Raw genomic sequence first — 15,207 nt, forward strand, 5'->3', positions numbered from 1 at the left:
GACCCTGGTTATGCCGGTCGCGACAGGCATCTGCTCACGCTGTCTCGCCAGCCGGCGATAGCACGCTCGCGTTCAGCGCCATCGAGATCTGGCGTAAAGCGACGATCACGCTTCCAATGCGAGGCAAAGCCTTCCTGATCCGGCCAGATACCGGCACGCGACGCTGCAAGCCATGCCGCTCCCAAAATCGTCGTTTCGAGAAAAACCGGGCGGTCGACGGGTGCGGCAAGAACATCGGCAAGCCGCTGCATGGTCCAGTCGGAAGCAACCATGCCACCATCGACCCTGAGAACCGTCTTGCCGTTATCGCCTGCCCAATCCTTGCGCATGGCCTCGAGCAGGTCGAATGTCTGATAGGCAACGCTTTCCAGTGCTGCGCGCGCAAACTCGGCCGGCCCGGTTCCACGCGTCAAACCGAAAATGGCGCCGCGCGCTTCCGCGTCCCAGTAAGGTGCCCCAAGTCCCGTGAACGCCGGAACCAAATAAACCCGCTGGTTGGGATCGGCCTTTTCGGCAAGTGCACTAACCTCCGACGCAACAGAGATAAACCCGAGTTCGTCGCGCAGCCACTGCACCGCCGCGCCTGCAATAAAGATCGACCCTTCGAGCGCGTAGGTCGTAACACCGTTAAGTCGGTAGGCGATGGTGGTCAGCAGCCTGTTGGTCGATGCAACGCGATCCGTTCCAGTGTTGAGCAGCGCAAAGCAGCCGGTACCATAGGTCGACTTCATCATGCCCGGTTCGAAGCAGGCGTTGCCGATGACGGCCGCCTGCTGGTCGCCCGCCACGCCGAGGATCGGAATTTCAGCGCCGAACAAAGCCTTGTCCGTGATGCCGAAATCGGCAGCACAATCCAGTACCTCCGGCAGCATGGCGCGTGGAATATCGAGAATGGACAGGAGTTCTTCGTCCCAGGCGTTTTCTTCAATGTTGTAGATCAACGTTCTCGACGCATTCGTGGCATCGGTCACGTGACGTCGGCCGCCTGTGAGACGGTAGATCAGAAAACTGTCGACAGTTCCGAAACATATCTCGCCATTGACTGCCTTTTCACGCAGACCGCTTACGCTGTCGAGCAACCATGCAAGCTTCGTTCCCGAGAAATAAGGATCAAGAAGCAACCCTGTTTTTTTCGCAAAGAGCGGCTCCAGCCCGCGTCTCTTTAACTCCTCGCACACCGGCGCGGCGCGGCGATCCTGCCAGACAACGGCGCGATGGACGGCCTCGCCGGTATTCTTGTCCCATAGAACAGTGGTTTCGCGCTGATTGGTAATGCCGATCGCCTCGATGTCGGAGGCGCCGATACCTGCGTCTGCCAGCGCCAGGCGGATGGTTTCAACCACACTGTTCCAGATATCTTCCGGTTCATGCTCCACCCAGCCAGATGCCGGGAAATGCTGGGGGAATTCTCGCTGTCCGACCCCGATGACCCGCATATCGCGATCGAAAACCATAGATCGCGTTGATGTCGTTCCCTGGTCGATCGCCAGAATATACCCACCCATTATGTCACTCCCTTCAAGATGCAAATGACCGGGGCGGCAAGCCGCCCCGGTTAGAATGTGCCGTCAGAAATTACTTCTGCCAGCTTTTGACCAGCTCGTCATAATTGACGGTAACAGGCTTTTCCTTTTCGTCGGCAATCTTCAGCTGTGGTGCCAGATTACCCTTCGAAACTGCGTCCTTGTTCCAGTATTCGATGTCGTGCTCTTCCGCCAGCGCAGGCCCGAATTCACCCTGGACCTTGGCGCGCTCAAGACGCTGCAGCACCTTTTCCTGCTCTGCGCAAAGCGAGTCCATCGCTTCCTGCGGGGTCTTTGCACCGGAAGACGCATCGCCGATGGCCTGCCACCACAATTGTGCAAGCTTCGGATAATCCGGAACGTTTGTACCGGTCGGCGACCATTGCACGCGGGCCGGCGAGCGATAGAACTCGACCAGACCGCCAAGCTTCGGTGCGCGCTCCGTGAAGCTCTTGTCCCGGATACTGGATTCGCGAATGAAGGTCAGGCCGACGTGGCTCTTCTTGACGTCGACTGTCTTGGAGGTCACGAACTGTGCGTAAAGCCAGGCGGCTTTGGCACGATCGTCAGGTGTCGATTTCATGAGCGTCCATGAACCGGCGTCCTGATAGCCAAGTTTCATACCATCTTTCCAGTAGACGCCGTGCGGGCTTGGAGCAAAACGCCACTTCGGCGTTCCATCCTCGTTGACGACCGGCAGACCGGGTTTCACAAAGTCGGCGGTGAAAGCGGTGTAGGTGAACATCTGCTGGGCGATCTCACCCTGCGATGGAACAGGACCGGATTCGGAGAAGGTCATGCCCTGGGCTGCGGCCGGAGCGTAAGCCTTCATCCAGTCCAGGTATTTCTGGATCGAATAGACAGCAGCTGGACCGTTTGTGTCACCACCGCGGGCGACGCACGAGCCGACCGGACGCGACTTTTCGTCAACCTTAATGCCCCATTCATCAACTGGCTTGCCGTTCGGAATACCCTTGTCGCCATTACCAGCCATGGAGAGCCAGGCGTCGGTGAAGCGCCAACCGAGCGACGGGTCCTTCTTGCCATAGTCCATGTGGCCATAGACCTTCTTGCCACCGACCTCGCGGCCGGTGAAGAATTCGGCAATGTCTTCATATGCCGACCAGTTGACTGGAACGCCGAGATCGTAGCCGTATTTCGCCTTGAAATCCGCCTTGTTTTTGTCGTCGTTGAACCAGTCATAGCGGAACCAGTAAAGGTTTGCGAACTGCTGGTCCGGCAACTGATAGAGCTTTCCATCGGGTGCCGTTGTGAAAGACTTGCCGATGAAGTCATCGATGTCCAGGCCGGGGTTCGTAACGTCCTTGCCTTCGTTGGCCATGAAGTCGGTCAGGCTGCGCGCCTGCTGATAGCGCCAATGTGTACCGATGAGATCGGAATCGTTGATATAGGCGTCATAGATGTTTTCGCCGGACTGCATCTGCGTCTGCAGTTTTTCAACAACGTCACCTTCACCAATCAGGTCATGGGTGATCTTGATGCCGGTGATGGCGGTAAAGGCTGGCGCCAGAACCTTCGATTCATATTCATGCGTGGTGATGGTCTCAGAGACCACCTTGATGTCCATGCCGGCAAAAGGCTTTGCCGCATCGATGAACCATTGCATTTCTTTTTCCTGATCGGCGCGGGTCAGCGTTGAAAGCTCCCCGACTTCCTTGTCAAGAAAGGTCTTTGCCTCGTCCATGCCGGCATAGGCGGAACCCGCCATCGCCAACAATATTCCTGCTGTTGTCGCTAATAGATGCCTTCGCATAATATCCTCCCAAGGTTTGCGATTGCAGTCTTAACGTCAGGCGGCCAGTTACCCGGCCATCTGTATCCTCCCGGCCTATACAAAGCGGAAAACGCCTATGGCGTAGACCACCGCGAGGCCAAGTGCCCACCACAGGTTGGGTCCCACAAAACCCAGCCATGCGAGATGAATGAACGCCGCACCAAGCAGCGAGATGAAGAGACGATCCCCCCTCGTCGTCTCAAACCGTAAAATGCCAACACGTGGCGATCCACCCGGCGCCAGATATTCCCAGACGCCCATGCTGAGCAAAAGCACGAGGATCGTCAGGAAGAACAATGCGGTTGGCAATGTCCACGCCATCCAGGAAAAATTCATGTCCAATCTCCCTTCTCAGACGCGACCGAGCGCGAAGCCCTTGGCGATATAGTTGCGGACAAAATAGATGACGAGCGCGCCGGGAATGATGGTCAGCACACCGGCTGCAGCAAGCACTCCCCAATCCATGCCCGATGCCGATACTGTGCGTGTCATGATCGCTGAAATCGGCTTTGCCGCTGTGGTTGTCAGCGTGCGGGCAAGCAAGAGCTCAACCCACGAAAACATGAAGCAAAAGAAGGCAGCAACACCAATGCCAGACGCCACCAGTGGCATGAAGATCCGAACGAAGAAACGGGGGAACGAATAGCCGTCGATATAGGCCGTCTCATCGATTTCCTTCGGCACACCGGACATGAAACCTTCCAAGATCCAAACGGCCAACGGTACGTTAAAGAGGCAATGCGCCAGTGCGACAGCGATATGCGTGTCGATCAGCCCGAACGCGGAATAGAGCTGGAAGAAGGGAAGCGCGAAAACGGCAGGGGGTGCCATGCGGTTTGTCAGCAGCCAGAAGAACAGATGCTTGTCCCCGAGGAACCGGTAACGCGAGAAGGCGTAAGCAGCCGGCAGCGCAGCAAGCACCGAGATCACCGTGTTCAGAGCAACATAGGTGATCGAATTGATATAGCCCCTGTACCACGATGGATCTGTGAAGATTATCGTATAGTTGCGCAGTGTCGGGTTGACCGGCCAGAGCGAGAAGGTGCCGGTAATCTCCGCATTTTCCTTGAAGCTCATGTTGATCAACCAGTAGATGGGCAGCAGGAGGAAGACGATGTAGATCGTCGAAACAACCCACGAATAATTGCCAGCCGGTTTGTATTTGATTGTCTGGGCCATGTTGTCCTCTCCCCTCATGCGTTCTCGTCGCCGCTGGTCATCACGGTGTAGAAGATCCATGAAAGCAGCAGGACGATGAGGAAGTAGATGATCGACATGGCCGCAGCGGGTCCGAGGTCAAACTGACCCACGGCCATCTTGACGAGGTCGATCGACAGGAACGTCGTGGAATTGCCGGGGCCACCACCCGTGACAACGAAAGGTTCGGTGTAGATCATGAAACTGTCCATAAAGCGCAGCAGCACAGCGATCAGCAAAACACGCTTCATCTTCGGCAGTTGAATATAGCGGAACACCGACCAGCGAGTGGCGCCATCGATCTTTGCCGCCTGATAATAGGCGTCCGGGATCGACACGAGACCTGCATAGCAAAGCAACACGACGAGGCTCGTCCAATGCCAGACATCCATGACGATGATGGTGACCCAGGCATCGATCGGATCGCGGACGTAGTTGTAGTCGAGCCCGATCGCTGCAAGCGTGCGTCCGAGCAGGCCAATATCGACACGTCCGAATACCTGCCAGATTGTTCCGACCACGTTCCACGGGATCAGCAATGGCAGCGCCATCAAGACCAGGCAAACAGGAACACCGATGCCCTTTTTCGGCATATTGAGCGCAATGAAAATACCAAGCGGGATTTCCAGAAGCAGGATGATGATCGAGAAGATCAGATTGCGCTGCAACGCTTCCCAAAAACGGTCGGAATGCAATGTCTGCACGAACCAATCCGCGCCCGCCCAAAAGAATTCGTTGTTTCCGAACGTATCCTGCACGGAATAGTTCACAACGGTCATCAAAGGGATGACCGCCGAGAACGCCACGAGCACGAGCACCGGCAGCACCAGAAACCAGGCCTTGTTATTCCAGGTCTTGTTCATCACTCAGCCCTCCCTGCCGACGCGCCAGGAATCTGCGTAAATGCTGATTGCGCCGGGATCGAACGTAACGCGCGCTTCAGCAGGAATGTCCGCATCTTCCGACACCACGATCGCTATTGCCTGCCCCGCGAATGTGGCCCGAACAATCTTGTGACGCCCGATATCCTCGACCCTGTTGATTGTAACGGGCATGCCCTCGCGGCCGATCCGAACGAATTCCGGTCGGATGCCTAGTTCGGTCTTGGCGCCGGCGTTCGTCTTGGGGGTGAAGTCGAGCGAAAGAACCTCATCACCAAGCTTGACCCTGTTCCCATCGAGCGTTGCCGGGATGACATTCATCCCCGGCGAACCGATGAAATAACCAACAAATGTATGGCTTGGCCGCTCGAACAATTCCGCCGGCGTGCCGATCTGGACAATCTGCCCATCATACATCACCACGACCTTGTCTGCGAAGGTCAGCGCCTCCGTCTGGTCGTGGGTGACATAGACCATTGTAAAGCCGGACTGGCGATGCAGGCGTTTCAACTGAGAGCGCAACACCCATTTCATGTGCGGATCAATGACCGTCAGCGGCTCATCGAAAAGAATGGCGTTTACATCCGAGCGAACCAGTCCGCGCGCCAGGGAAATCTTCTGCTTCTGGTCAGCTGTCAGTCCGTGCGCACGGCGCTTCGCCATGCCCGCGAGATCGGTCATTTCAAGGATTTCGCGAACTCGCCGATCGACGTCTGCCTCCGGTACATGCCGGTTGCGCAACGGAAAGGCGAGATTATCGTAGACGGTCATGGTGTCGTAAACGACCGGGAACTGGAAAACCTGGGCAATGTTTCGATCTTCCGTGGCGAGATCGGTAACATCAGTTCCGTCGAAGGCAATGCGCCCATCCGACGGCCGGATAAGGCCGGAAATGATGTTGAGCAACGTCGTTTTTCCACAGCCGGATGGACCGAGTAGCGCATAGGCACCGCCGTCTTCCCATTCATGATGGACTTCCTTCAACGCGTAATCGCCTGCGGCTTGCGCCTTGGCGCTGTAGGCGTGGCGTATATGATCCAGCGTGATGCGTGCCATGATCGCCCCTCCTCAAACCTGCCCGACAGGAGCAACACCGATGGCGCGACCGTCTGCGTCGAAAGCCATCAGATGTTGTGTGTCGAGGAACAGTTCTATCTCGCGGTCGGGTTCAATGTCGTGAATGCCCTGTGCGAGCATCACCCAACGTTGCCCGGCAAATTCGATATGCACGAAACTTTCCGATCCGGCGATTTCCGATATCAATGTCCGTGCATGGATGGCTTGCGCCGTATGCGCCTGCGATGCGGGAAACAGATGGTGTGGTTGGAAGGCGATCGTAAGGGGACCATCCGGAATGGCCACCAGATGGGCAGGAACCGCCATCACTTGGCGATCGGCGCGCACAAAACTGCCGTTCGTCTTCATCACCTCTATCGTGTTCAGCGGTGGATCGGCGAAAGTGGCAGCGGTAACGATATCGACCGGCCGGCGATAGACATCGATAGTCCTCCCAAATTGTGTCAGCCGTCCTTCGCTCAGCGTAGCCGTATTGCCACCGAGCAAAAGCGCCTCTGATGGTTCTGTTGTCGCATAGACGAAAATAGCACCGGACTCTGCAAAGATGCGCGGCAATTCCAGACGCAATTCCTCGCGCAGCTTGTAGTCAAGATTGGCCAACGGCTCGTCCAGAAGCACAAGATTGGCATTCTTGACGATGGCGCGTGCCAATGCCGTACGCTGTTGCTGGCCACCGGACAGATTAAGCGGTGTGCGGTCGAGATAAGGGGTCAATTTCAGAAGATCTGCGGCCTTACGGACTTCCCTGTCGATGGTCGCCTGGTCCTTGCCTGCCACACGCATGGGAGACGCAATGTTCTCATACACGGTGAGCGCCGGATAATTGATGAATTGCTGGTAGACCATGGCAACGTTGCGCGTCTGAACCGGGCGCCCGGTCACATCCTCGCCGTTGAAAAAGATCGCACCGCCGCTTGGCCGATCGAGGCCCGCCATCAATCGCATGAGCGTGGTCTTGCCGGATAACGTTGGCCCAAGAAGCACATTCAGGCTTCCACGCTGCAACGTCAGGTCCGTCGGATGAATATGATATTCTCCGCCAACCATCTTCGAGACGTTTCGCAATTCAAGCATCTAAACCCAAAGCCTCCTCCAGCCTTCGGTGTGAATTTTTATATCGCCTTCACATGACTGCCGGCGACACCATCCAGATAGTCTTGCAGCGCCCTCACCTCATCGCCGCTCAACCTCAAGCCCTGTTTTGTGCGTCTCCAGAGGATGTCATTGGCGGTGACGGCCCATTCACGTTCGACCAGCCAGCGCACCTCGATCTCGTAGAGCGTTCCACCGAAGTGGCGACCGAGATCGGCAGCACTCGATGCAGCGCCAAGCAACTCGCCAGCATCCGTACCGTAGTTGCGCACCAGTCGCTCACCATGCACACGCTCAAGGAACGGGTAGCGCGCCAAAAGCGCCTTCACCTGTTCCTCATAACCATTCACCCCGAAGTCACCACCTGGCAGATGGGAAGACGCTGTCCACGCGTTGCCCTTTGCTCCAATGGCTGAACCGATCTTTTCCAGCGCATGCTCGGCCAGGCGACGATAGGTTGTCAGCTTGCCGCCGAACACGTTAAGAAGCGGTGCCTCGCCATCGGCGCCTTCCACCTTCAGGACGTAATCGCGCGTTGCTTCCTGCGCCTTCGATGCGCCGTCATCGAACAGCGGGCGAACCCCTGAATAGGTCCAGACGATATCTTCAGCCTTGACTGGCTCGGAGAAATACTCGCTTGCCGCATTGCACAGATAGCTCGTCTCTTCGGCGCTGATACGCACATGGGCCGGATCGCCGGTATAGTCGCGGTCGGTCGTGCCGATCAGGGTAAAATCCCGCTCATAGGGGATGGCGAAGATGATACGCCCATCCGGGTTCTGGAAGAAGTAGGCACGCGGATCGGCGAACTTCTTCTTCACAATGATATGGCTGCCCTGCACCAGCCGGACATTGTGCACATTGTTGCGGCCGAACACGCCTGACAGCACCGTATCGACCCAGGGACCGGAGGCATTGACCAGCATGCGGGCCGAATAGACACCCGCCTGCCCGCTCTTTTCGTCAAAGGTCTCGATCCGCCATAGGCCAGCCTCGCGCCGTGCCGACACCACGCGGGTGCGGTTCAGGATCGTCGCACCGCGCTGTTGCGCATCGCGGGCATTCAGCACCACGAAACGCGCATCATCGACCCAGCCGTCGGAATATTCGAACGCGGTCGCAAACACCGGCTTCAGCGGCTTGCCGGCCACATCACGGCGAAGGTCGAGTGTCTTCGTCGCTGGCAACAGCTTGCGGCCACCCAGGTGGTCATAGAGAAACAGGCCGAGCCGGATCAGCCAGGCCGGGCGCACGCCGCCTTTCTGGAACGGCAGCACGAAGCGCATCGGCCAGATGATGTGCGGCGCCATCGCCCACAGCACCTCGCGCTCCATCAGCGCTTCGCGCACCAGCCGGAATTCGTAATGTTCGAGATAACGCAGACCGCCATGGATCAGCTTGGTCGCTGCAGACGACGTGCCAGAGGCAAAATCACCCTTTTCCGCCAGCGCAACAGAATAACCACGGCCTGCCGCATCGCGCGCAATCCCGCAACCGTTCACGCCGCCGCCAATCACGAAAATGTCGCGAATTGCCTCACCAGACATTGCTCCTCCCGCGCTTTCATCGACGCTCTCCCCATCGACATATTGAAAGCCAGAACATCTAATTCGAACGAAAAACGAATGTCAAACGAAAATTAAAACACGCACTCAGCCTGCGTTTTCTGCCGTCTCGATAAGCCTCACATCGCTGTCAGCACAGATGGTTCGCACACTTTCCAAAGGACAACGGTCGGTAATGAATGTGTGGACCTGCGAGATATGACCGATACGAACCGGGGCAGTTCTTTCGAACTTGGAAGAATCAGACACCAGAATTACGTGCCGGGCATTCGACATGATTGCCTGGGCAACTTTCACTTCACGAAAATCGAAATCGAGCAGGGCGCCGTCTTCATCGATTGCCGACACACCGATCACAGCAAAATCGACCTTGAACTGGCGAATGAAGTCAACCGCCGCTTCTCCGACGATGCCACCATCCGCACCGCGCACCACACCACCGGCAATCACCACCTCAATGCCGGGGAAAACGCGCAACCTGTTGGCAACATTGATGTTGTTAGTGATGACCATCAACTCGTGGTGGTTCTCCAATGCCTCACCAACCGCTTCGGTCGTCGTGCCGATATTGATAAACAGCGAGGAATTGTTTGGTATCAATCCGGCGGCTGCAGCGCCTATCGCCTGCTTTTCCGTCGAAGCTATTGCCCGCCTCGCTTCGTATTTTACGTTTTCATTGCCGCTCGGGAAAATGGCACCGCCATGAATGCGGGTCAGGGCGCGTGCATCGCATAAATCGTTCAGATCCTTACGGATGGTCTGAGGCGTTACAGAAAAGCGCGTTGCCAGTTCGTCGACCAATACCCTGCCATTGGCTTTAGCAAGTGCAACAATTTCGTCCTGTCGCGGGGTGAGCAATAGTTATCCTCCCTTTTCTTTCGTTTTTCATTCTATTGAAGGAGAAACGAAAAACCAATGTCAAGTGATCGGTATTCTCGCGGGATTAAGCATGTGCGATCTCCACCTCCGGTCAATCGATGTGGCCGCAGCAACGAAGCGATCAACTTTGCTTGATGACCGTCATCCAACTGTCATCCGCCAAAGCTATGCCATCGACGATCAACGATGTCATTAAGAGGGCTCCCATGCGACATTTTCTAGCTCTACTCGCTACGACCACTTTCCTGGCCGGCGCGGCGCAAGCTGCCACCGTCTACCCGCTTGATCGGGCAACGATCCTCGCCGGTTCGCCTTTCGATTTCAAAGTGGAACTGAAAAACGTCGTCAAGCAGGATGACGTGAAGATCACCGTCAACGGTCAAGACTACAAAGCTATCTTCGGTTCTGAAGCCCAATTCGTTGCCGACGAAAAAGGCAAGGAAGACAAGAGCCTGGGCTCAGCGGTTATCCTGCGCGATCTGAAGATTGCAAAGCCGGGCGCCTATGTAATCGAAGTCACGGCAGGCGACGAAAAGAAGTCAGTCACCTGGGATGTTTACGGGACCTCGGCAACGCCGAAAGCCAAGAACATCATCTTCATGGTTGGTGATGGTCTTTCCGTTGCACATCGCACGGCTGCCCGCCTGATGTCGAAGGGCATGACTGAAGGCAAGGCAAGCGGCCGTCTGAACATGGACGAAATGGACCGGATGGCCTTTATCGGTACGTCCGCAACCAACGCTGTCGCGACTGACAGCGCAAACACAATGTCGGCCTACATGACCGGCCACAAAACTGCCGTCAACGCGATTGGCGTCTACGCCGACCGTACGCCTGACAGCTTTGACGACCCGAAGGTCGAAACGCTGGCCGAAGCAATTCGCCGCGAAACGAAGAAATCGATCGGCGTCGTCACGACCTCCGAACTTCAGGACGCAACGCCTGCAGCCGTGGTTGCCCATACCCGCAAACGCGGCGACAAGCCTGAGATCACCGGCATGCTGCTCGACGTCAAGCCAGAAGTTGTTCTGGGTGGCGGTTCCGCCTACTTCCTGCCCAAGGAAACCGTTGGTTCCAAGCGCAAGGACGACAAGGATTATATCAAGCTGTTCCAGGAAGCCGGATATTCGCTGGCAACCACGAAGGGCGAACTCGCGACCGCTGCCGGCACCAATAGCGGCAAGATCCTTGGCCTCTTCCACACCGGCAACATGGATACGCTTCTCGATCGCAATTTCCTGAAAAAGGGCACCGTCGGCAAGTTCCCCGAGCAGCCCGGCCTTGTCGAAATGACTGAGACAGCGCTCAACGAACTCTCCAAGAACCCTGAAGGTTTCTTCCTGATGGTCGAAGCCGCAAACATCGACAAGATGTCTCATCCGCTCGACTGGGACCGCGCGGTCGTTGAAACCATCGAGTTCGACAAGGCACTTGGCGTTGCGCGCGAATTCGCCTCCAAGAACCCGGACACACTGATCGTCTTCACCGGCGACCACACGCACGGCGTTTCCATCATCGGTACTGTCGATGACGAAAAGGAAGGCACCGAAATGCGCGAAAAGGTCGGCACCTACGACGACGCAGGCTTCCCGAACTACACGGATGCCGATGGCGACGGTTATCCGGACAAGATCGATGTCACCCGCCGCCTGTTCCTGAATGCCAATAACGGCCCGGATCACTATGAGACGTTCCGCCCGAAGCTTGACGGTCCCTTCGTTCCGGCGATCCAGAACGAGAAGAAGGAATATGTTGCGAACGAAGCCTATAAGGACGTTCCCGGCGCAGTCTTCGTTCAGGGCAATATCCCGAAGAGCGGCGACAGCGGCGTCCACGCTGTAGACGACATGGTTTTGCAATCGACCGGCCCCGGCTCCGATGGCTTCAAGGGCTACATGGAACAGAGCGACGTTTACCGAGTACTTGCGGACACATTTGCACTTGGCACGGTTGCGTCGAACTGACGTTATCTAAAATTATGCAACATTCCGGGCGGCACCTACGCCCGGAATTCCTGTTTCTAAAGCCTGAAGAGGTACAAGATGCCGCCCTTGCTCAGCCGCCGTCACATGCTGACACTGCTCGGTCTTTCGCCGGTCTTCGCTTCTCACAAAATGTCCATGGCCGCGGCCAATGCCGAAATCGGTTTCGGGGACCTCTACAGCAAGATCAGCGTACTTGGCCTCGAGTTTTCCGAAAAGCTGAAGGGACTTGTCGGCAAACCCGTGACGATGGGTGGCTTCATGGCTCCACCATTGAAAGCTGAGGCCGCCTTTTTCGTTCTGACCGAGATCCCGATGTCGATTTGCCCGTTCTGTTCATCGGACTCCGACTGGCCGGACAATATCGTGGTCATCTATCTCGACGAAAAACAGACATTTGTGCAGCCGAGCACCCGTATCGAGGTCTCCGGAGTTTTGGAAATGGGGAGCTGGACTGACCCAGAAACCGGTTTCGTCAGCCGCCTACGCATTCGTGACGCAAAATATTGGGTTGCCTAAACAGCATGCTTTCTCTTTCTCTTGAAAACCTGTCCGTTTCCTTTCCCGGCTTGAATGATCCGGTGCTTTTCATTCAAAAACTGGATCTGCCTGCTGGCTCCCGCGTGGCCGTAACCGGCCCGTCCGGTTCGGGTAAAAGCACACTGGTGAATATCATCAGTGGCCTGGAACGGGCGGACAATGGCGCCGTTGCCTGGTCGGGCACGGATATCACCCGTCTTTCAGAAAGCGGCCGCGACCGATGGCGAGCTGAAAATATTGGCCTCATCATGCAGGACTTTCACCTGTTTCCAGGGCTGTCTGCGCTCGACAATGTCCTACTTCCGGCTCGGCTTTCGCGTGCATCGTCGTCCACTCTTGAAGAGCGGGCCGCCGATCTGTTGTCGCGTGTAGGCATTAAACGCAACAACCAGAACATCGAGACAATGTCCCGGGGAGAAATGCAGCGTGTGGCGGTGGCCCGTGCACTTTTGCGTAAACCTGGCGTCGTCATTGCCGATGAACCGACCGCAAGTCTGGACCGCGAAAGCGGTGCGGCTGTCGGGCATCTTCTCCTCGAACTGGCAGCGACCGAGCAGAGTACATTGATCATCGTTTCGCATGACAGCCGCCTCACCGAGCGTCTTGATCGCCGCGTTACTCTGAATGCCGGTCGCCTTAGTCACGACGGCAAGGCGGAGATGGCCGCATGATCCGCTTCATTCTTGCTGACCTGCGCCGCCTCTGGGTTGGCGCACTGGTAGTCGTCCTTCTTGTTGCGCTGGCCGTTGCCCTTAGTGTGACAGTCACACTTCAAGAGCGGTCGCTGCGGCTTGGTAGCGCTCGCGCAGCCGACAAATTCGACCTTGTCGTCGGCGCGGGCGGTAGCGAAACACAACTCGTGCTGTCCTCGGTCTTTCTTCAGCCCTCTCCTCTTCCGTTGATGGAGGGAGAGGTATTGGCCAAGCTCGCAAACGATCCTCGTGTTGCCTGGGCGGCGCCAATTGGTTTCGGCGATTCCTTCAATGGTTTTCCAATTGTCGGCACGACAACTGCGCTCGTCTCAAACCTGTCCGCCGGGTTGCAGGAAGGCCGAGTTTTCACGACTGAAGGCCAGGCTGTGGTCGGCTCAGCTGTATCTCTTGCCCTTGGCGCAGAAATCAAGCCGATGCATGGCGCCCCAGGTGAAGGCGGCCATACACATGGCGAACTTGCCTACACTGTCTCCGGTCGCCTGAAGCCGACCGGCACCGCATGGGACCGCGCCATCCTCGTGCCCATACAGGCCGTCTGGCACATTCACGGCCTTGGGCATGGCGATGGAACCGAAGGAAAAGAAGTCGCGGCGACAGCTGGACAGGAAAAACCCCAATCGGAGCATGACCATGATCATGCCAGCGGCAGCGAAGCCACCCATGACCATGCATCCCACGACCATTCCGGTCACGGCCACTTTGCGAGCCCGAGCCAGGATCACGACCACGAAGCACACGATCATTCCGCTCACGCGGACGCGCCGATCGTAGAGGACTGGGATCACGATGTACCCGGCCTACCGGCAATCCTCGTCAAACCGAAAACCATTGCGGACGCCTACAAGCTACGACAGGAGTATCGAGGCGGAACGACTGTTGGTGTCTTCCCCGGCGAAGTTCTGACGCGGCTTTATGCGACACTGGGAGATGCAAGACTGGTGTTGTTTGCAGTGGCAACCGGCTCGCAAGTCCTGGTGGCTGCATCACTGCTGCTGGTCACCGTTCTGCATATCGGCCAGCGTCGCCGGCAGATCGGTGCGCTTCGCGCCTTCGGAGCCCCGCGCGCAGCGTTGTTCTCCATCGTCTGGCTGGAGTTGTTGTGCCTGATCGGCACCGGTGTAATTCTCGGTTTCTTGATGGGTTACGGGGCATCCATGGCGATAGCACGTGTGCTTGCCGGCGAAAGCGGGATCGTCTTCCCCGTCACCTTCATAGGACAGGACGTATTACTTGCGGCCATCATCCTAGGCTTAGCGGCAATCCTCGCTGCCATTCCTGCGGCATTGGCCTATCGCCAGTCCCCTGCCGCTGCACTACGCGCCTAACGGCAACCTATCAGCCCAGTCTCGCACCGTTTTTCCAACGGTTGCGAGATGGTCCGCCGTGGAGAAGCCCGAGACCTTCTTGCGGGGCTTAAGATCATGATCTCCGTCTTCTAGCCAAAGAAAATCGATCTGACTGGAAAGCGGATAGGTACTGACCTCTTCACGTGTTCCGAACTCATCACGCGTCCCCTGACAGATCAAAGTCGGGGTTTTGAGGAACTCGAGATGCGCTGTCCTGAGGTTTTCGGGTTTGCCCGGAGGATGAAAGGGGTAACCCAGGCAAAGCAGGCCAGCGATCGCATGAGCATCATGGAGCTCATCGGCAATCATGCTGGCAACGCGGCCGCCCATGGATTTACCTCCGATAATCAGGTGCCCGGTCGGTGCAAGATCGGCAATAGCGGCTTTAAACTCAGGATTAAGCGTGTCCGCCCGTGGCGGCGGTTTTCGACTGTCGGAACTTCGCCGCGCCGCCATATAACCAAACTCGAAACGGGCTACTCGAAAACCCGCATTGGCAAGGGCAACTGCCGCACCCGTCATTGACGCCGAATCCATCGGCGCTCCGGCTCCATGCGCAAGCAAAATTGTGAACCGGGCGTCGTTGGGGCCTTCAATCAAAAAGGGTAGCGGCATGT

Annotated in this window: 14 protein-coding genes; 4 read left to right on the forward strand and 10 right to left on the reverse strand. The window is 56.9% G+C overall.

The window, feature by feature from the left end; genetic code table 11:
• Window positions 1-8: 8 nt before the first annotated feature.
• The 9 genes from glpK to FY156_18930 all read right to left on the reverse strand — a co-directional run bounded on the left by glpK (window position 9) and on the right by FY156_18930 (window position 9,988).
• Window positions 9-1,505, reverse strand: a complete 1,497-nt coding sequence (glpK, locus tag FY156_18890; protein ID UXS03624.1) for a glycerol kinase GlpK — start codon at window positions 1,503-1,505, stop codon at window positions 9-11.
• 70 nt (window positions 1,506-1,575) lie between these two features.
• Entirely contained in the window at window positions 1,576-3,297 is a 1,722-nt protein-coding gene (locus FY156_18895) for a carbohydrate ABC transporter substrate-binding protein (protein ID UXS03625.1), read from the reverse strand.
• 75 nt (window positions 3,298-3,372) lie between these two features.
• Entirely contained in the window at window positions 3,373-3,654 is a 282-nt protein-coding gene (locus FY156_18900; GenBank protein UXS03626.1) for a DUF2160 domain-containing protein, read from the reverse strand.
• A gap of 15 nt (window positions 3,655-3,669) precedes the next feature.
• Window positions 3,670-4,497 (reverse strand): carbohydrate ABC transporter permease, encoded by an 828-nt coding sequence (locus FY156_18905; protein UXS03627.1) that lies wholly within the window; start codon window positions 4,495-4,497, stop codon window positions 3,670-3,672.
• A 14-nt stretch (window positions 4,498-4,511) separates the two neighbouring features.
• Window positions 4,512-5,378, reverse strand: a complete 867-nt coding sequence (locus FY156_18910) for a sugar ABC transporter permease (GenBank protein UXS03628.1) — start codon at window positions 5,376-5,378, stop codon at window positions 4,512-4,514.
• 3 nt (window positions 5,379-5,381) lie between these two features.
• Window positions 5,382-6,452 carry an ABC transporter ATP-binding protein gene (locus FY156_18915; GenBank protein UXS03629.1) on the reverse strand — a complete coding sequence of 357 codons (1,071 nt, stop codon included), beginning with the start codon at window positions 6,450-6,452 and terminating at the stop codon, window positions 5,382-5,384.
• 12 nt (window positions 6,453-6,464) lie between these two features.
• The gene (locus tag FY156_18920) at window positions 6,465-7,547 is read right to left on the reverse strand and encodes an ABC transporter ATP-binding protein (protein UXS03630.1); all 1,083 of its coding nucleotides are present in this window, start codon (window positions 7,545-7,547) and stop codon (window positions 6,465-6,467) included.
• A gap of 38 nt (window positions 7,548-7,585) precedes the next feature.
• Window positions 7,586-9,112 carry a glycerol-3-phosphate dehydrogenase gene (gene glpD, locus FY156_18925; protein ID UXS03631.1) on the reverse strand — a complete coding sequence of 509 codons (1,527 nt, stop codon included), beginning with the start codon at window positions 9,110-9,112 and terminating at the stop codon, window positions 7,586-7,588.
• A gap of 105 nt (window positions 9,113-9,217) precedes the next feature.
• Window positions 9,218-9,988, reverse strand: coding sequence for a DeoR/GlpR transcriptional regulator (locus tag FY156_18930; protein ID UXS03632.1), 771 nt, complete (start codon window positions 9,986-9,988; stop codon window positions 9,218-9,220).
• 227 nt (window positions 9,989-10,215) lie between these two features.
• Between FY156_18930 and FY156_18935 the strand changes: the two genes are divergently transcribed.
• The 4 genes from FY156_18935 to FY156_18950 all read left to right on the forward strand — a co-directional run bounded on the left by FY156_18935 (window position 10,216) and on the right by FY156_18950 (window position 14,569).
• On the forward strand, window positions 10,216-11,973 hold the full coding sequence (locus FY156_18935) for an alkaline phosphatase (GenBank protein ID UXS03633.1): 1,758 nt from the start codon (window positions 10,216-10,218) through the stop codon (window positions 11,971-11,973).
• A gap of 78 nt (window positions 11,974-12,051) precedes the next feature.
• Window positions 12,052-12,510, forward strand: a complete 459-nt coding sequence (locus FY156_18940; GenBank protein ID UXS03634.1) for a hypothetical protein — start codon at window positions 12,052-12,054, stop codon at window positions 12,508-12,510.
• 5 nt (window positions 12,511-12,515) lie between these two features.
• Entirely contained in the window at window positions 12,516-13,202 is a 687-nt protein-coding gene (locus FY156_18945; protein UXS03635.1) for an ABC transporter ATP-binding protein, read from the forward strand.
• Window positions 13,199-14,569, forward strand: a complete 1,371-nt coding sequence (locus FY156_18950; protein ID UXS03636.1) for an FtsX-like permease family protein — start codon at window positions 13,199-13,201, stop codon at window positions 14,567-14,569. The genes FY156_18945 and FY156_18950 overlap by 4 nt, the downstream gene beginning before the upstream one ends.
• Here FY156_18950 and FY156_18955 read toward each other — a convergent pair.
• Window positions 14,558-15,205 carry an alpha/beta hydrolase gene (locus FY156_18955; protein UXS03637.1) on the reverse strand — a complete coding sequence of 216 codons (648 nt, stop codon included), beginning with the start codon at window positions 15,203-15,205 and terminating at the stop codon, window positions 14,558-14,560. The two genes, FY156_18950 and FY156_18955, sit on opposite strands and share 12 nt — an antisense overlap.
• Window positions 15,206-15,207: the final 2 nt, after the last annotated feature.

It is taken from the genome of Agrobacterium tumefaciens (assembly GCA_025559845.1).
Taxonomy (GTDB): domain Bacteria; phylum Pseudomonadota; class Alphaproteobacteria; order Rhizobiales; family Rhizobiaceae; genus Agrobacterium.